The organism is Micromonospora sp. DT48, assembly GCF_049844495.1.
Lineage (GTDB): Bacteria > Actinomycetota > Actinomycetes > Mycobacteriales > Micromonosporaceae > Micromonospora.
Window position 1 is genome coordinate 74,536 of the sequence record NZ_JBNCLE010000005.1, and the last position, 17,528, is coordinate 92,063.

Below are 17,528 nucleotides of genomic sequence, written 5' to 3' on the forward strand. Positions count from 1 at the left end.
GGATCTGATCATGAAACAGAGCTCAATCGTATCGGCGGTCGAGACCGCCATTTCGAGCTACGCATCGCATGACGCCCTCGCTACTGCCGACGAGGTGATCACCTATCGGCAACTCGGTGAGTACGTCGACGAGTTCGCCGCAAAACTTCAGACCTCGGCCAGGCCCGGGGAGTTCGTAGGAATCGAGGCCACGCGGACTGCGTCCTCCATCGTCGCCATGATCGGCGCGATGGCTGCCGGGTGTCCGTTCGTGTTCATCGACCCACGCGACAGCGAAACCCAGAACGCGAGCAAGGTCGCCTCGCTGTGCATCAGGGTGGTGGCCCGTACGGAGGACCGGTCGCCGATCCCCGCGCTCGTCGCAGCTTCGACGCTCCCGTGGGGAGCCGCAGAGGAACAGCAGTCGCGGATGGTCGGCAGCGAGCCGGGCGATGGCGACCGGATCGGCTACGCGATCCACACCTCGGGCTCGACCGGTGAGCCGAAATGCGTACTTGTCCGGGTCGATCCGCTGGCGCGGGTCATCCAGGACCATGTGCGGCGGCTGGAGGTGACGGCGCGGTCCCGCACGCTCCAGTTCGCCCGGCTGACCTTCGACGGCTGCATCACGGAGATTTTCTGGACGCTGACTGCCGGCGCATGCCTCGTGATTCTTCCCGAGCAGCAGCTGCGACCTGGCGGCACGCTCGGCGCCACGCTCGAGGATTTCCGGATCACCCACCTCAAGACCACGCCGTTCGCGCTGACGGCCACCGAACCGACGTCCGCGATGAGTCTTCAGCACGTGATCAACGGTGGTGGCGCGTGCCGCCCGGCAGTGGTGCGGAGATGGTCCGAGGTGGCGGCGTTCCACAATGCCTACGGGACGACCGAGACCACGATCTGCAATCTCCTCACCGATCCACTGAACCCGGACCAGTGCACCGACGGGGTACCGCTGGGCGACCTGGTGGGCGAGGGCGCTCTCCGCCTGGAGCCCCTGCCGACGGCGGTCGACGCCGCCGGTAGCGACGTGCCCCGGGGAGAGTTGGTGATCACTGGCGAGTGTGTCGCGCTCGGATACCTGACGCCGACGGGTGTGCAGCACTTTCGCGACGCTAACGGGGCCCGGGTCTACCGGACCGGCGATGTGGTCGAGGAACGGGACGGACAGTACTTCTTCGTTGAACGGGTTGACCGGCAGTTGAAGGTGCGCGGCTACCGCCTCGACCCGGGTGAGATCGAGAGCGCCGCCTGTCGTTGCCCGGGAGTTGTCGAGGCCGTGGTCACCGCCGAGTCGCACGACGGCTCTGCCCAGGCCGCAGCGGATGCCCTGGTCTGCTACTACCTGGGTGCCGCCACCGCGCGGGAGGTTCGCGGGTACCTGGAGTCGGTCCTCGACGGCTACAAGGTTCCTTCGGTGATCCAACGGGTCGACGCGCTGCCGTACACCCGCAACGGCAAGGTGGACCGGGACGCGCTGCGGGCCGGCCGACGCGCGGAGCCGGACACTGCCGTCGCGGTGCCCGTGGAGGAGCAGATTCTCCAACTCGTACGGCGCCTCACCGGAACGACTGACGCCGGTCTGGCAGACAACTTCTTCGACATCGGAGGCGACTCGGCCTCGACCGTGATCCTGGTGACGAAGCTCAAGGAGCTGGGTTGGATGGACGTCGGCGTTCGAGACATCCTGCGCGCCAGGAACCTCCAGGATCTGGTCCTCCAGCTGTCCGAGCGGAGTGCGTGACACCGTGTGCGGGGTTTGTGGAACCTACTCACCGACCGAACGATTCGACCGGGGCCTCGTAGCCGCCATGCACTCCCGGATCGTCCATCGGGGGCCGGACGAGACCTACTCGCTGAACACCGGGACGCTGTCGGCCAAGCTCGCGCGCCTCGGCATGACGGGTCTGGTCGACGGGTGGCAACCGGCGGAGGACCGCAGCGGTCGCTACCTCGCCATGACCAACGGAGAGGTGTTCAACCACCGGGCGCTCCGCGAGCGATGCGGAGCCGAATCAGGGCACAACGGTGTCGACGTCGCCGTGGTCCCGGAACTCGTGGCCCGTTACGGCATCGAAGGGCTCGGCCTGGTGGACGGACAGTTCGCCACCGTCATCTTCGACCGAGCTGACAGCAGTCTGCTGCTCGCTCGGGACCGATTCGGGATTTGCCCGCTGTACTACGCCGTGGATGGCGATCGGGTGCATTTCTGCTCGGAGATCAAACCGCTGGTGCAGTGCCTCGACCGGGCCTGGAAGGTGGATGTCGGCGCCATCGACCAGTACTTCTCGCTGGGCAACATCGTCGCGCCGCGTACGCTCGTGGACGGCCTGCTGGCGGTACCTCCCGGCTGTGTCGTCCGGTTCGACGCCGACGGGCAGGAGACCGTCCGTTACTGGCGATACGGCGACTTCACAGACAGCGGCCCGCCCGTCTCCGCCGAGGAGCTTCGGGAGAGCGTGCGGCAGTCGACGTACGACCGTCTGCATGCTGACGTGGAGATCGGCGCCTATCTGAGCGGTGGATTCGACTCCACCGCGATAGCGGTGGAGTGCAGCCAACTGCTCGACCGGCCGGTCCGGACGTTCTCCGTCGTCTTCGACGATCCGGCGCTCGACGAGGGCAGGTTCCAGCGCGAGGTAGCGGAGAAGATCGGTAGCAAACACGAGCAGATCCTGTGCCGGCACCAGGACGTTCTGACGAAGTTCGAGGAGATGGTCCGGCACTGCTGTTATCCGCAGCGCGAGACCTACAACGTGGCGGCGATGATGCTGGCGGAGGCCGTGCGCACCAACGGCATCAAGGGCGTCGTATCCGGCGAGGGGGCCGACGAACTGTTCTTCGGCTATGACTCGTACGCGTTCGACAGCGCAACCCGGTTCAAACGCTCCGGTCGTAGCGAGAACGAGCAGGCCTGGGGAAACCCGGAGTTCAGCTGGGAGGTCGACTGGCGCAGGCTCGACGATCGCCGAACCACATACCTCTCCTCAAGAGCCCTTGAGGCGGTCACGGGAAACGAGTTCTGGCGGACGAGGCTGATCCCCTTCTCGGACGAGGAGGCCCGTCGGCTGTCGCCGATGCAACTGCGTTCCGTCGCCGACGTCTACGTCCAACTCTCCGGTCACCTGCTGGGCGACCATGGCGACTCCATGCTCATGAAGGCCTCGATCGAGGGCCGGTATCCGTTCCTCGGCAATGCCGTCGTGAGCGCCGCGGCGCGACTGGGCGATGACGCGAAGGTTGTGGATTTCGAGGGCAAGGCGTGTCTGCGGGCAGCCTACGCGGGTGTCGTTCCGGACTCGGTCATGCGCCGAGGGAAGCACGGCTTCACCGCGCCGGACCTCGATTCGGTCTCCGGCCAGACCTGGTCCCGCTGGGCTGAGCTCGTCGCGGCCACCGGCCTGTTCGCGCCGGACTGCCTCGTCACCAGCCGGACCGACCGGCAGGACAAATGGGACTACCGGCTCAGCGCCATCAGCATCGCCTTGGTGATGGACGAACTGGGCCTCGGCTTCTGAGATCGGAGAGGAGAGCTCCCATGGGCCTGGACATCGCCGTCCTTCCCGGCGCAGGCTCCTTCGGTGGCGAATTACGCCCGCTCATGCGCGCGTTCGAGTCGTCGGCCTGGCTGGTGTGCTATCCAGGTCGCTTCGGCGAGGACTTCGGACAGCCCGCCTCGTCGTTCGACCAGGTCGTGCAGTCCTGCGTCGAGCAGGTGACGAATCGGCGGATTCTCCGACCGGTGCTCGTCGGACACAGCTTCGGCGCGTACGTCGCCTTCGCGGCGGCCGCCGAGCTGGAGAAGCGCGCGATCGAGTCGACCGCGGTGGTGGTCGTCGGGGCGATGCCGCCCCACCTGCTGTCGGTGCCCGACTCGGTCACCCGCAGCCGGGCCGACCTGGCCGTGTACCTCGACGAGATGAACCCGGAGTTCGACTCCTCGGGCGAATGGCGGGAGGTCATCATCGACACCGCCATGAGCGACCTGACCCTACTCAGGGGGTTCGACCCCGCCAGGTACGGTCCGCTGCGCTCTGCGATCCTCGCCGCGCGGGGAGAGACCGATCCGCTCACCACCACCGTCGGCATCGCCGAGTGGGACCAGGCGACCCGTGGTGGCTTTGCCCACCAGGACTTTCCCGGCGGTCACACGGAGTTACTGAGTGATGCCGCATTCCTGAACTGGCTGCGCGAGGAGATACCGGTTTCCGTTCACCCATAGCCGGCCGCGTGGCTGCGCGATCCAAAGAAACAGGTTCGACCGCTTCTCGCGGAGATACCTAGGGGGAGACATTCAATGCTGCGTAAAACGGTCCTGGCTGACCTACGAAAGGCCCTACCGGAGCGAGACGTCCCGGCGGTCGAGGAATGCGCGACGCGCCTGTACGAGTCCCTGCCATATCAGGACGACCTGGCGCGGAACACCGTCATGGTGGCTTACGGCGGCGGCAAGGACAGTGCGTACGCGGTCGCCTTCGTGCGCGCCGTCCACCTTGCCCTCGCGGAGCGGTATGGCGACACGTTCCAACTGCGCGTGGTGACCATGCGGCATGGCGGCATGCCGTACCAGGTGATGCTGAACATCGACCGGACGTACCAGGCGCTGCATCTCTACGAAGATCCGCGGGTCGACCTTTTTCTGGTGGAGGGCGAGCAGGTCCGTCCGTTCGAGCGGGACCGCCCGATGCCGCACCGCCTGATCGAGTTCAACCGCACCGACATGCTCATGTCTGGCCACCGCAGCTACGGCGACGGTCGCGCGACCTTCTGCAACGCCTGCAACCTGAACGTAGCCAACTCCTTCGGCATCGCGGCCCGCCACGACGGCGGGGTCGACCTGATCATCACTGGAGACTCTCCCCAGGAGCAGCGCGACTACGCACTGTGGATCCGCAAGCTGTCGCGGGAGGCTGGTCTGAAGCCGGCCGACGCCCGCATGGGCTTCAAGGGCACCCTGGAGACCCTCAACGGGCTCGCCATCGCCTACTTCCGGGAGATTCACGGCCCCGACGACGTCGAACGGATCCAGGAGCGCGGGGTGACCTCGGACGTTCCGGCGACGCTGCGGTTCTTCTCGATCTACGACTACACGAGCTACGCCTCGGGAGCGCACTGGCGTCTTCTCTCGGACTTCCTGAACTTCGTGTTCGACGAGGTCGCCTTCAACTTCACCGAGTCCGACTGCGCCAACCCTCTGCTCATGGCGCATCTGCGTGGGTTGCGGACGGAGCGGGTGTACCAACGCACCTACCGCGAGGGCGTCGGTCAGTACGTGGACTTCGCGCTGGAGTTGATGCGTCGCAAGAACTTCCCGGAGCACCTGGTCGAGGAGATGCGCCTGCGGTACGACACCGAGGAGGGCATCGAGCGGACGCGCCGGATGGCGACCGAGTACGCCGAGACCGCCTTCGGGCTCACCACCACGCAGTTGGTCTGCATGGTGTATTCGCCCTTCGCCGGGGGCGCAGCCCACCTTCGCGAGTTCCTGGCCGCCGAGCACCCGGATCTGCTCATGGACGAGGACGCCATCCGAGCGCTGCTGGCCGGCTCCGACAACCGTGCCCTCGCGCCGCGCCTGGAGCGCATGAGCGGCCTGAGCGTGAACGACCTGCGGGTCCTGTACGACGGTGCGCTGTGGTCGCCGCGCACGGACATCTCCGACCAGGCGCGGGTGCTACAGCGCGTCATGGTCACCGATCCGCACCAGAAGGTGATCACCGTGAAGCGCAACTCCGCCGGCGACGAGATGGTCGATCGGGTCGCCGGCCGCTGACCGGCGGTTCGGCCGTCAGGTGTTCAGGAGGACGGATGGATCTTGGTTTGGCCGGAAAGACCGCTCTGGTCTGTGCGTCGACCGGCGGTCTCGGCCGGGCGATAGCCGAGCAGCTGGCAGCCGAAGGCGCGCACACCGTGATAACCGGTCGCCGGGAGGCCCTCGCGAAGGAGATCGCCGCAGCGCTGCCGAGCGCCGTCGGAGTCGGCGTCGATCTCCTTGCCGATGACGGTCCGGTGGCGCTGTTCGAGGCAACGGTCGCGGCCTTCGCCGCGCCGGACATTCTGGTTCTGAACGGGCCGGGTCCCCCGCCCGGTGCGGCGGCGGAGGTCGATGTCGACGCGATCGACGGAGCGTTCGACGGGTTGGTGCGACAGCACGTCAGGTTGGTCTCGTATGCCCTTCCGGCCATGCGAGAGAGGGGCTGGGGACGAATTCTCGCGGTGGGTTCCAGTGGGGTCACCGCACCGCTGCCGAACCTCGCGTTGTCGAACCTGGCTCGGGCGGCACTGGCCGGGTACCTCAAGACACTGGCGGCGGAGGTGGCTGCCGACGGCGTCACGGTGAATCTGCTCCTGCCGGGGCGTATCGAGACCGACCGGACGGCGGCGGTCGACGCGGCCAACGCGCATCGCAGCGGCCACACCGTCGCCGAGACGAAGGCCCTCTCGATCGCCGGGATTCCGGCCGGCCGGTACGGCCGCCCTGCGGAGTTCGCCGCCGCAGCCGCGTTCCTCTGCGGAACGCCGGCCTCGTACATCACCGGGACCGCGCTGCGTTGTGACGGCGGACTCGTCCGGAGCCTCTAGGGCCTGGCCGGAACGTTCACCGGATCGCCGTCTGGACCTCGCCGCGATACCGCCGACGTTCCCGGCCACCGTGACCGTCGGACTCCCACCCGGGAGTCGGCAGCTGATGGAGGGAGGTGACCAGATGCTTATCGAGCGCGTGTACGAGGAGGGCCTCGTCAAGGAGTGGCACGGCAACCAGATCTGATCGTGCCCGGTGGGGGCCGCGAGGCCCCCACCACCCCTGAGGGTGACCACCAATGCGGAGGAGACCGTGAGCAAGCCACGCCTCAAGCCGTTCCTGCGGGTCTACCACCGCCAGGACGAGAACCACCTGTTCATCGGTGTCGGCCCGGACAAGGTCCGGATCACCGACCCGACGCCGGAGATGGTCGACTTCGTGGTCGGCCTCGATGGCACCGACAGCGTCGAGCAGTTGAGGGCCAAGTACCCGGACACCGACGACTGGTTGCGGGGCCTCGCCGGGGTCGGTGTCCTCGACGATGCCGAGGACACCGCTGGACTGCCGCCCGCTACCCTCGATCGCTGGAGTCGCCAGATCAACTACCTTCGGCTGTTCGACCGGCCGGGCTGGACCGGCTTCGACGGGCAGCGGCGCATTCGGGACGCCCGGGTCGTCGTCGTCGGTACCGGCGCTGGCGGTACCACCCTGCTACGCCTGCTCAATGCCGCCGGTGTGGGGCACCTCGAGGCGGTCGACTTCGACACGTTCGCCGTCGACAACCTACCCACCCACAGCACCCTCGACGAGGTGGACGTCGGCTCCCACAAGCTGGAGTCGCTGCGCCGCCACCTCTTCATGCAGAACTCGCAGACCACGTTCACCGCGCACGACCGCACCATCGGCTCTGCGGACGACCTGGCCGAGCTGATCGACGGCGCCGATTTCTTCCTGCACGCCTTCGATCGGCCACGGGAGTTCGCCGCCTCCTGGTCCAACCTGGCCAGCCTGCGTACCGGGACACCGCTGACCTCGATCGGGGCGACCGACAAGGGTGCCCGGGTCGGCCCCACCATGCTGCCCGGCGTGACGCCGTGCTGGGAGTGTGCCGGAATCTACGGCTTCGACATCCTGCGGCACGAGCAGACCGCAGCGCTGACCGGATCGACCGTCGCCATGCTCGCCGGTATCGCCGTCAACGAGGTCCTACAGTTGCTCTCCGGGGCCAAACCGACCACCCGCACCAGTGGGCAGAGTCTCTACGTGAACACCGATACGCTCACCTTCACCTTCACCGAGTACCAGTTCCGGTCCGGATGTCTGTGCGAGCAGTACCGCCGCGACCGCCCGGCGGCCTGATGTCGCGCAGTTCATCCACCCTCGGCCAGCTCTGGTGGCAGTGGCTGCCGACCAGCCTGGGCTCCAGCCTGCTGGTGCTGGAGATTCCGGTGGTCGCGGCGGCGGTGGCCCGGTCCGAATCGCCGGACCGGGCCCTCGCGGCGCTCGGCATCGCAGTCGCCGTCATCGTGGTGGTCAATGGCCCGGCCCTGGCGCTGGCACCGCTGGTGGTCACACTGGACGGCCGGTACGCACGACGCAGCATCCATCGGTATGCGATGGCCGTCGGTATCGCGGCGACGGTGGTCATCGCCGTGCTCGGACTGTACCGCCCGGCCCTGGCCGCGCTGTTCAGCTTGGACGAGGCGACTTCCCGGGACGCGGGCGCGGCGCTGCTTGCGCTCGCACCCGCCTCCGTGGTCGTGGCCTCCCGCCGATACCTGCACGGCCGCTTCATCGCGTTCGGCGCCACCGGTGGCATCGGAGTGGCAACCGGCGTCCGCCTGGTCGCGTCAGCGACGTTCGCGTGGTGCACCGCGCCATTCGTGGCCTCCGGTGCGGCCTGGGGCGCGGCCGCGCTGACTTTGGGCGCCGGTGCCGAGGCGGCAACGCTGGCCCTGCGGTTACGCGGGGTGCGAGCGGTGGAAGACCACATGGCCGACGCGCCAGCGGCCGGGCTGGGCGTCATCAGCGCGGCACACCTGCCGATGGCCGCAGCGCGGATGCTCAACATGATTCCCCAGTTGATCACCACGATCGGGATCGCGCACGCCGCCACCTCGCTGGCCTCGCTGGCCGCCTGGCCCGTCGTCTATGGCCTGCTGTCGCTGTTCACCGGCCCGATGGGCGACTACGAGACGGTCGGTGCGGCGGCGCTTCGCCGCAACCCCGCCGATCCCGTTCCGCGTATGCTCGGTGCCCTCCTGGTCGGCGTGATAACCGTGGCGTACGGCTTCGTGCTGTTCACCCCCCTGCACAGCCTCTACCTGCACAACTTCTCGCAGTTGACCGGCGAGCCGCTGCAACTGGCACTGATCTGGTCGGTCGCCACGTTGCTGATCCCGGCCGGGTGGGTGGTGCGCGGTTACCTGCGGGCGGGTGCCCTGGCCGGCGGCCGACCGCGGATCCTCGCGTACGGCGTGGGCGTACACCTGGCCGGGCTGGTGTCGGTGCTGGTCGCCACGGTCATGGCCGGACTGCCTGGACTGGCTTGTGCGGCACTCGCCGTGCTCGGCGGGGTCCTGGCCGAAACTGTCGGCCTGGCCCTCTCGGATCGACGGCACCGCGTCGGAGACGTTCGGGCGGGGCGAACACAGGCCGATGTTGCCTGATCCGCGCGCCACCGAGGTATCCCGGTTCGGCCAGCGCGCAGCGAACGTCGTGCTGGCTGGCGCCATTCGTACGCTGACCAGCCCTTTTGTGTTAAGCGTCAAACGTACCGAAAATTGCAGCATCTGTTGCGTCCTATTTCTTTTGGGATGGCATTCTCGGCTACTGGAATGAGATCTGAAGCACGTGGCGAACATCGACCACCACAACCCCGACCGACCCGGAGTGTCCTATACGAACACCCCGAACCGCGCATCTCAGACGATTGGCGGGCGCGATTCTCTGCGAGGGCGTGCACACCCTTGTGCTTGATCGAGGTATGGGCAAAACTGTGCGTGCCGTGTCCATTGGCCAGCAATCACTCGATGTACGTACTTCGGCCAACTCGACGACACCGGACCCGAGCTCGTGCCTGGGGCGGAGATTGGTGGCGTGATGGCCGAATGGGATCTTGGTCTGCTCGGCCCGGTGAAAGTGCTGGTGGATCAGGCGCCGCTCGATCTCGGGCCGGTGAAACAGCGGCTCGTGCTGGCCGTGCTCGTAGCCAACGCGGGGCAGGCCGTGTCGGTCGACGGCCTCATCGAGCGGGTCTGGGAACGTCCGCCCTCTGCTGTTCGCAACACGCTGTACTCGCACATCTCCCGGATTCGCCGACTGTTGACGAAGGTGGACACCTCCAGTCCGGTGTCGATATCCCGAACATCCCAGGGTTACCTACTCGATGCGCCGGTGGAAACGATCGACGTCAGCCGTTTCAAGTCCCTGTGTGAACGAGCGTGCGGCGAGCCTGACCAGCGGCGGAAGGCGGCTCTACTCGGCCGGGCGATATCGTTGTGGCGCGGGGTCGCTATGGCCGACCTCTCTGGCGAGTGGGTGAGGCGCACGCGCGAGACGTGGGGACAGGAACGGCTGACGGCCGCGGTCGAATGGGCAAGGCTGGAGACGGGTAACGGTCGCCCCGATACCGTGATCAACACGCTGACCGCCCTGGCGACCGAGAACCCGCTGGCCGAATCCATCGTTGCGGAACTGATGAGGGCATTGCAGGCCACCGGCCGTGGCGCCGAGGCGATCAATTGGTATGTCCGAACCCGCCAGCGAATGCTCGACGATCTCGGCGTCGGGCCCGGCCCCGCGCTGAACGACCTTCACCTGGCGATGCTGCAACCTTCGTCCGGGGCCCGGAACGTTGATCCATCGAATCTGGAGAGCAGTGCGCCGGTCGGGGCGGTCACCCCCTGTGTGCCAGCACAATTGCCGGTCGACGCGGCGGTCTTCGTCGGTCGCGCCGACCGGTTGGCAAAGCTCGATCGGATGCTGGCGACGAGGGCCGGACCGGCGGGAGTCCGGGTGGTGATCTCCGGTTCGGCTGGTGTCGGCAAGACGGCGCTCGCGACACACTGGGCCCACCGGGTCCGCCACCACTTCCCGGATGGCCAGCTCTACATCAATATGTACGGCTATGCCAACCGGACACCGGTGCGTCCGGCCGAGGCCCTCGCCCAGTTCGTCCGCGCTCTCGGGGCGCCGGTGCACAGCATCCCGCTGGCCGTCGACGAACTGTCCGCTCTCTACCGCTCACTGCTGGCGGACCGCCGTGTGCTCGTGGTGATCGACAATGTCGCGGCGGTGAGTGACGTCCGTCCACTGCTGCCGGCGACACCCGGATGCATGGTCCTGGTCACGAGCCGGAACCGACTCCGCGGGCTGGTGGCCGTGGACGGGGCGTACCGGTTGCACCTCGACGTGCTGACCCCCGACGACGCCACCACCATGTTCAACCACCTGCTGGGCTCGCAGGCCAGGAGCACCGGATCGGAGACCATCGAGGCTCTGGCCGCCGCCTGCGCCTACCTTCCGCTCGCCATGCGCATCGCGGCCGCGACAATTGCGGACCGGCCGGCGCGTTCTGTGGAGCACTACATCGACAAGCTCAACGTCGGCGATCGGCTTCACCTGCTGTCCACCGGCGACGACGAGCGGAGCATGGTGGGTGCCGCGTTCGACCTGTCGTACCGGGCGCTGCCGCCCAGGGCGCGAACCATGTTCTGCCTGCTCGGTGTCGCGCCCGGACACGACATCTCCGTGCCGGCCGCAGCCGCGCTGCTGGGTGACACCGTGCCCACGGCGGAACTCCTCATCGAGCAGTTGGTCACCACCCATCTCCTGGACGAGCACAGTCCGGACAGGTTCAGCCACCACGACCTTCTCCGCCTGTACGCTCGTCGACAGGCGCAGATCGAGATCACCAGCGAGATGCGGGGTGCCGCCCTGCGCCGGTTGCTGGCCCACTACCTGCACACGGCGGACTCCGCCGCCCGTCAGCTGTACCCGCAGATGTTCCGGCTGCGGCTTCCGGATCCACCCCCCGGCGTGCCGGTCGTTCCGTTCGACGATCACCAGGCGGCGCTGGGTTGGCTCGACAGCGAACGGCCAAACCTCGTGGTTCTCGCCAAGGTGGTCACCGACAGCGAGGTACGTCCGCTGATCTACCTGCTCGCCGACACGTTGCGTGGCTACCTCGCACTACGCCAGTACATGCACGACTGGTTCACGATTGCCGAGGCCGGTCTGGCCGCGGCGTGTGCCGAGGACAGCGCGATCGGGCAGGCGGCAGCACATCACAGCCTCGCGCAGGCGTGTCACAGCACCAAGCGCTACGCCAAGTCGATCACTCACCTGCGGCAGGCCTTCGCGCTGAGCGAGCAGGCGGGGTGGTCGGAGGGGCGCACGGCAGCGCTGTGCAACCTGGGCATCGTCTACAGCGACCTCGGCGATTTGGAGGCGGCTGTCGCGCACTTCACGCAGGCGTTGCACGCCAACGAGGCGAGCAACAGCCTCGCCGGCATCGCGGTCAACCTCAACAACCTCGGCGACGCGTACCGGCGCATGGGCAAACTTCCGGAAGCAGTCGACTACCTTGCCGCCGCGCTGGTTCGCTACCGCATGTTGAAGTCTCCGACCGGGCAGGCCAGCGTGTTGACCGCGTTGGGTGCGGTCCGTAGGGAACTGGGCCATCTCGCCGCGGCCACGAGTCTGATCAACGACGGTCTGGAGATTCACCGAGGCATCGGCGACCGTTACGGCGAGGCCACGGCCCTGATCGAGCTGAGCCGGGTGCGGGTCGACAGCGGTGTGGGTCAGGAAGCCCTCGACAGCGCGATCAAGGCACTTGAGCTGGGAAACGAACTCGGCGACCGCCAGATCGCAGCCGACGCCCACAACGCGATCGGGCAGGCGCACGCCCTGCAGGGCGACGAGCGGGCGGCCCTGGTTCACCACGAGAAGGCGCTTCTCTCTGCTCAGCAGGCCGGGTCGTTGCACCCGGAAGCGGAAGCCCTGATCGGGTCGGCGCTGCTGCTCGTCCGGACCGACCGTCGCGCCGAGGCCGCCGAGCGGGCGGGTCGGGCGTTGGAGGTGACCCGTCGAGCCGGCTATCGCAGCCTGGAGCGACGGGCCGCCGCCGCGCTGGAAGCAGCGCGGCGGCCCCGGCCCGCGACACTGGTGCCACGTCAGGGCAATGCCAGGGCTACTGGGGTGGGCGTCGGTGGCCGACATCCGGTCAATGGCCACGACGAGAGGTCGTGACCGACGCTCGGCACCTCGCGTGTCGATGCCGGTCAGTTGGGGCACGGTCGGGGCGGACCGGCGGCGCAGACGACGATCTGCAGGTGGCCGCCGGTCCCTGCCCGGGTTCAGCGGTTCGACGGTCAGTCGGCCGGGGCGGGTGGCACGCGCTCGAACCGGACCTTGCTCAGCCAGCCGGGTAGGTCGCTGAGTACGTACAGTTCGCCGTGCACATCCTTGTCGATGGCGGTCGGCTGGATGGGGAAGTTGCCGATGATGGCGGACTCGTAGCCGCCGGTGGGTTTGGGGCGTACGGCGAACGCGAGGGTCGAGCAGTAGTCACTGGCGACGTAGACCCCACGGGCCTCCGGGGTCGCGGACCCTCGGTACACCACGCCGCCGGTCACCGAGCAGCTTTCGGTCATGTAGTGCTCGTACTCGAAGACCGGGTCGGTGTATTTCACGCCCGGTCGGCACTGGTCCGGGTCGAACACCGGGGTGCCCTCCCGGCAGGACCAGCCGAGGTTCGCCCCGCGCTGCCACGGACGGATGTGGTTGATCTCCTCGACCAGGCCCTGGCCCACGTCGCCGATCCACAGTGAGTTGTCGGCCGGGTCGACGGAGAACCGCCAGGGGTTGCGCAGCCCGTAGAGCCAGATCTCGGGCCGGGCGTCGCGGGTACGGACGAACGGGTTGTCAGGGGGTACGCAGTAGGGCTTCGCCCCGCAGCTGCGGTTGACGTCGATCCGCACGATCTTGCCCAGCAGGGTGCCGAGGTCCTGGCCGGCCTTGTACGGGTCGTTGGCGTGACCGCCGTCGCCGAGCGACCAGTAGAGGTAGCCGTCGCGGCCGAACGCCACCTGTCCGCCGTTGTGGTTGTTGTACTCGGCGTGCTCCTGGGTGAGCAGCACCTGTAGCCGCTCAGGAGCGTTGATCGGCAGCCGCGCCAGGGTCAGCGCGCCGTCCGGCAGGCTCGTGTAGGCCACGTAGAGCACCCCGGTCCGCGCGAAGTGCGGCGCGGGGGTGATGCCGAGGAGACCGCGCTCGTTGCCGGAGGTGTCGACGCGGGCGGTCAGGTCGAGCACCGGCTCGGCGGCCAGGCCGGTGTCGGGATGGTAGGCGCGGACGGTGCCGTTCTTCTCCGCGATCAGCATCCGGCCGTCTGGCAGCCCGGTGAGCGCGACCGGACGCTGGAGACCGTAGGCCACCTGTTCGGAGACCACGGTCAGTTCGGTGAGGGGCACCCCACCGGGGCGGGGTGTGCTGGCGGTGGCGGTGCCGGCCACCGGTGTCGGTGACAGCAGCGCGGTCAGGACTAGGACGAGCAACCCGGCCAGTACATGGGCTGGGCGCCAACGCCTTCGCGACATGTTCAGCTCCTCGAACAGATGGACTGGAGGACGCCTTCGGGGATCGCCCCACCCTACATCAACACGCATCGATGTCTCGCGTTGGTGGTCGGCAAATCGGGCGGCACGAGCAGCGTTCGACAGGTGGCCGCTGTTGCGTCGCCGGGTTCGCGCGATGTTTGCGTGCACATTGCGCCGAGTCGCTACCGCGTCAACGATGCGCACCGCTGTGTGGATCTCTGTGGAGCGAGACATCCAAGTCGGGACCGCTGCCGCTCGCCCCCGGTGACTGCTGCGTTGACCTTGACAAATATGGTTATTTCCAGGCTGCGGTGCGGAACTTCTTGAGCGCTCCGTAACTTTGTGGCAATCTCACTTTCATCGATGCGTAGCGTTGTCTCGTCTCCTGTGGTCCGCCCGGCGAAGCACCTGAGCCGACCGATGGTGTTAGCGCTAACCATCGACATGACGCGAACTATGGAGGTGCTGCAACACATGAGGAATCTCGTACATCCGAGCGGTGCGCCGCGACGACGGTGGTCCACCGGAGCGACCATGCGCTCCCTGGCGGTCGGGTTACTGGTGGCCGGGACGGTGCTGGTGCCGACCGGTGCCGCCAACGCGGGCACGACGCTGGGCGCCGCGGCCGCCGAGAAGGGCCGCTACTTCGGTGCCGCCGTCGGGACGTACAAGTTCAACGACAACACGTACATGACGGTGCTGAACCGCGAGTTCAACAGCCTCGTCGCCGAGAACGAGATGAAGTGGGACGCGACCGAGCCGCAGCGCGGCGTGTTCAACTACAGCGCCGGCGACCGCATCGTCAACCACGCCCGCTCGCGCGGGATGAAGGTACGCGGGCACACCCTGCTCTGGCACGCTCAGCAGCCCGGCTGGGCGCAGAACCTCTCCGGCGGCGACCTGCGCAACGCCGCCATCAACCACGTCACCCAGGTCGCCTCCCACTTCCGGGGGCAGATCTACTCGTGGGACGTGGTGAACGAGGCGTTCGCCGACGGCGGCAGCGGGGCCCGCCGCGACTCGAACCTGCAACGCACCGGTAACGACTGGATCGAGGCGGCGTTCCGGGCCGCCAAGGCCGCCGACCCGGGCGCGAAGCTGTGCTACAACGACTACAACACCGACGGCATCAACGCGAAGTCGACGGGCGTCTACAACATGGTCCGCGACTTCAAGCAGCGCGGCGTGCCGATCGACTGCGTGGGCTTCCAGTCCCACCTGGGCACCACGCTTCCCAGCGACTACCAGGCCAACCTTCAGCGCTTCGCGGACCTGGGCGTCGACGTGGAGATCACCGAACTGGACATCACCCAGGGTGGCAACCAGGCCAACATGTACGCCGCAGTCACCCGTGCCTGCCTGGCCATCTCGCGTTGCACCGGCATCACCGTGTGGGGCGTACGGGACTGTGACTCCTGGCGTGGCGGCGACAACGCCCTGCTCTTCGACTGCGCGGGCAACAAGAAGCCGGCGTACACGGCGGTCCTCGACACGCTCAACGGCGGCTCGACCCCGCCCACGAACCCGACCGGCAACCGGCTGCGCAACGAGGCATCAGGTCGCTGCCTGGACGTCAACGGGGCGAATTCGGCCAACGGGTCACAGATGATCATCTGGGATTGCCACAACAACGCCAACCAGCAGTTCACCCAGAACGGGCGGGCGCTGCAGGTGATGGGCAAGTGCCTGGACGCGCCGAACAACGCCTCCGCCGGCACCCAGGTGCAGATCTGGGACTGCAGCGGCGCGGCGAACCAGCAGTGGGTCTTCAACAGCAACGGCACGATCAGCAACGCGCAGACCGGGCTGTGTCTCGACGTCAACGGCGCCGCCACCGCCAACGGCAGCGCGGTGATCGTGTGGAACTGCCACGGCGGCGGTAACCAGCGCTGGTCCCGGGCCTGAGCTGACGAGCAGGCATGACGGTCGGCACCGTAATGAAGGGAACGACGATGGCCAGATCCCGAACGAGTCGCTACCTGACCCGGGTACTCGCCTGCGCCATGGTCGCGCTCGGCGCGGTGCCGACCGCCGTGCTCGCCGGTGCCTCACCGGCCGCCGCGGACACCACTGCGTTCCGCGGCGTCAACTGGGCACGGCTGGGAGACAACTTCCACGGCGGACCGCTGGTCCTGCACGGGCTGAGCAGCTCCGACAGCTACGCCACGGTTCAGGCCAAGGCCAACGCCATCTACACCGGATTCCAGAACAACCTGGGCGCCAACACCGTCCGGCTTCCGATCAACACCTACACCGTCGGTACGGCCTGGTGGAACTCGTACACCGGCGCGATCGACGCCGCCACGGCGAAGGGCCTCAAGGTCGTCCTCTCCTACTGGGACGACGGGGTGGCCGCCAGCGGCGGGCGGATCGTCAACACCGCCGCCTTCAACACCATGTGGAACACCGTGGTCGCCCGGTACGGCAGCAACCCGCTGGTGTACTTCGAGCCGATGAACGAGCCGGGCGGGCACAGCGCCGCAGACTGGGCCAACGTGGTGAACGACTGGCTCAACGCCCGTCCGTCGGTCCCCCGTGACCGGGTCTTCGTCAGCGGTGCCGGGCTGAACACCGACATCAAGTCGATGTGTGCCGACCGGCGGCTCGACGGGACGCTGGTGTCGCTGCACCACTACACCTTCTTCAGCGGTGCGAAGACCTACGACCAGTGGGTGACGTTCCTCCGGGACGCGATCGGCTCCTGCGCCGCTCGTACCGTCATGGACGAGTTCGGCGCGCCGATGGACACCGGGCTCAACTACCACGACGCCGCCAGCGCCGACAACTTCGTACGCTATTTCCGCGCCACCGCCGACGTGCTGCGCGAGTTGCGGATCGGCTCGATCTACTGGCCGGGTCTGGGCGGCAAGGTCACCGCCGGCCAGGGTGACGACTGGTACGCGATGCAGAAGCTGCACGGCACCGGCACCAACCTCACCCTGAACACCCCCAACGCGAGCGGTCTCAACCGTCTCCGGCATGCCTGGGGACTGGGCGACGGTGGTGTCCCCCCGGACGCGGTCAGCCTGCTGCGCAACGTCGGCACCGGGCAGTGCCTGGACATCCCGGGTGCCACCACCGCCAATGTGCAGGTCCAGGTGTATCCCTGCAACACCAGCGCCGCCCAGCGATGGACATTGACGGCCGGTGGCCAGATCACCGCTCTCAACGGTCAGCGGTGCCTCGACGCGTACAACCGGGGAACCACGAACGGCACCGTCGTCGGCACGTACGCGTGCAACGGCGGCGACAACCAACGGTGGACCGTCGGCAGCGACGGCACGATCCGTGGTGCGCAGTCCGGCCTCTGCCTGGACGTGAACGTCACGACCTCCAAGGTCCAACTCTGGTCCTGCTGGGGTGGCGACAACCAGAGATGGCAGGTGCAGCAGGGCTGACCTGACCCGTAACCACCAAGG

General features: G+C 67.6%; 11 protein-coding genes. 10 read left to right on the plus strand and 1 reads right to left on the minus strand.

The window, feature by feature from the left end; all coding sequences use genetic code 11:
* Positions 1-10: 10 nt before the first annotated feature.
* The 8 genes from ACLQ2S_RS03370 (at position 11) to ACLQ2S_RS03405 (ending at position 12,760) form a co-directional block, all read left to right on the plus strand.
* Positions 11-1,726 (plus strand): non-ribosomal peptide synthetase, encoded by a 1,716-nt coding sequence (locus tag ACLQ2S_RS03370; protein ID WP_425701089.1) that lies wholly within the window; start codon positions 11-13, stop codon positions 1,724-1,726.
* A 4-nt stretch (positions 1,727-1,730) separates the two neighbouring features.
* On the plus strand, positions 1,731-3,500 hold the full coding sequence (gene asnB / locus ACLQ2S_RS03375) for an asparagine synthase (glutamine-hydrolyzing) (RefSeq protein WP_425701271.1): 1,770 nt from the start codon (positions 1,731-1,733) through the stop codon (positions 3,498-3,500).
* A 20-nt stretch (positions 3,501-3,520) separates the two neighbouring features.
* Entirely contained in the window at positions 3,521-4,204 is a 684-nt protein-coding gene (locus ACLQ2S_RS03380) for a thioesterase II family protein (RefSeq protein WP_425701090.1), read from the plus strand.
* Between the two features lie 207 nt (positions 4,205-4,411).
* Positions 4,412-5,755: a hypothetical protein gene (locus ACLQ2S_RS03385; RefSeq protein ID WP_425701091.1), complete on the plus strand. Its 1,344-nt coding sequence runs from the start codon at positions 4,412-4,414 to the stop codon at positions 5,753-5,755.
* Between the two features lie 35 nt (positions 5,756-5,790).
* Positions 5,791-6,564: an SDR family oxidoreductase gene (locus ACLQ2S_RS03390; RefSeq protein WP_155215932.1), complete on the plus strand. Its 774-nt coding sequence runs from the start codon at positions 5,791-5,793 to the stop codon at positions 6,562-6,564.
* 253 nt (positions 6,565-6,817) lie between these two features.
* A complete protein-coding gene (locus ACLQ2S_RS03395; protein ID WP_155215930.1) occupies positions 6,818-7,864 on the plus strand; it encodes a HesA/MoeB/ThiF family protein in 1,047 nt (348 codons plus the stop codon).
* Complete coding sequence (locus ACLQ2S_RS03400) at positions 7,864-9,174, plus strand: hypothetical protein (RefSeq protein WP_425701092.1); 1,311 nt, start codon at positions 7,864-7,866, stop codon at positions 9,172-9,174. Before ACLQ2S_RS03395 ends, ACLQ2S_RS03400 begins: the two co-directional genes overlap by 1 nt.
* 433 nt (positions 9,175-9,607) lie before the next feature.
* The gene (locus ACLQ2S_RS03405) at positions 9,608-12,760 is read left to right on the plus strand and encodes an AfsR/SARP family transcriptional regulator (RefSeq protein WP_230462411.1); all 3,153 of its coding nucleotides are present in this window, start codon (positions 9,608-9,610) and stop codon (positions 12,758-12,760) included.
* A 122-nt stretch (positions 12,761-12,882) separates the two neighbouring features.
* Here the strand turns inward: ACLQ2S_RS03405 and ACLQ2S_RS03410 are convergent, their stop codons facing one another.
* Entirely contained in the window at positions 12,883-14,109 is a 1,227-nt protein-coding gene (locus tag ACLQ2S_RS03410) for a PQQ-dependent sugar dehydrogenase (protein WP_425701093.1), read from the minus strand.
* Positions 14,110-14,643: 534 nt separating this feature from the next.
* Between ACLQ2S_RS03410 and ACLQ2S_RS03415 the strand changes: the two genes are divergently transcribed.
* Together ACLQ2S_RS03415 and ACLQ2S_RS03420 are read left to right on the plus strand one after the other, a co-directional pair.
* The gene (locus ACLQ2S_RS03415) at positions 14,644-16,014 is read left to right on the plus strand and encodes an endo-1,4-beta-xylanase (protein ID WP_425701094.1); all 1,371 of its coding nucleotides are present in this window, start codon (positions 14,644-14,646) and stop codon (positions 16,012-16,014) included.
* 47 nt (positions 16,015-16,061) lie between these two features.
* Positions 16,062-17,507, plus strand: coding sequence for a ricin-type beta-trefoil lectin domain protein (locus tag ACLQ2S_RS03420; protein ID WP_425701095.1), 1,446 nt, complete (start codon positions 16,062-16,064; stop codon positions 17,505-17,507).
* Positions 17,508-17,528 lie beyond the last annotated feature (21 nt).

Bases quoted from the DNA above. Each gene is read 5' to 3' on its own strand.
- ACLQ2S_RS03370 (WP_425701089.1), top strand. From the start codon at position 11: ATGAAACAGAGCTCAATCGTATCGGCGGTCGAGACCGCCATTTCGAGC.
- ACLQ2S_RS03380 (WP_425701090.1), top strand. From the start codon at position 3,521: ATGGGCCTGGACATCGCCGTCCTTCCCGGCGCAGGCTCCTTCGGTGGC.
- ACLQ2S_RS03385 (WP_425701091.1), top strand. From the start codon at position 4,412: ATGGTGGCTTACGGCGGCGGCAAGGACAGTGCGTACGCGGTCGCCTTC.
- ACLQ2S_RS03390 (WP_155215932.1), top strand. From the start codon at position 5,791: ATGGATCTTGGTTTGGCCGGAAAGACCGCTCTGGTCTGTGCGTCGACC.
- ACLQ2S_RS03400 (WP_425701092.1), top strand. From the start codon at position 7,864: ATGTCGCGCAGTTCATCCACCCTCGGCCAGCTCTGGTGGCAGTGGCTG.
- ACLQ2S_RS03405 (WP_230462411.1), top strand. From the start codon at position 9,608: ATGGCCGAATGGGATCTTGGTCTGCTCGGCCCGGTGAAAGTGCTGGTG.
- ACLQ2S_RS03410 (WP_425701093.1), bottom strand. From the start codon at position 14,109: ATGTCGCGAAGGCGTTGGCGCCCAGCCCATGTACTGGCCGGGTTGCTC.
- ACLQ2S_RS03415 (WP_425701094.1), top strand. From the start codon at position 14,644: ATGCGCTCCCTGGCGGTCGGGTTACTGGTGGCCGGGACGGTGCTGGTG.
- ACLQ2S_RS03420 (WP_425701095.1), top strand. From the start codon at position 16,062: ATGGCCAGATCCCGAACGAGTCGCTACCTGACCCGGGTACTCGCCTGC.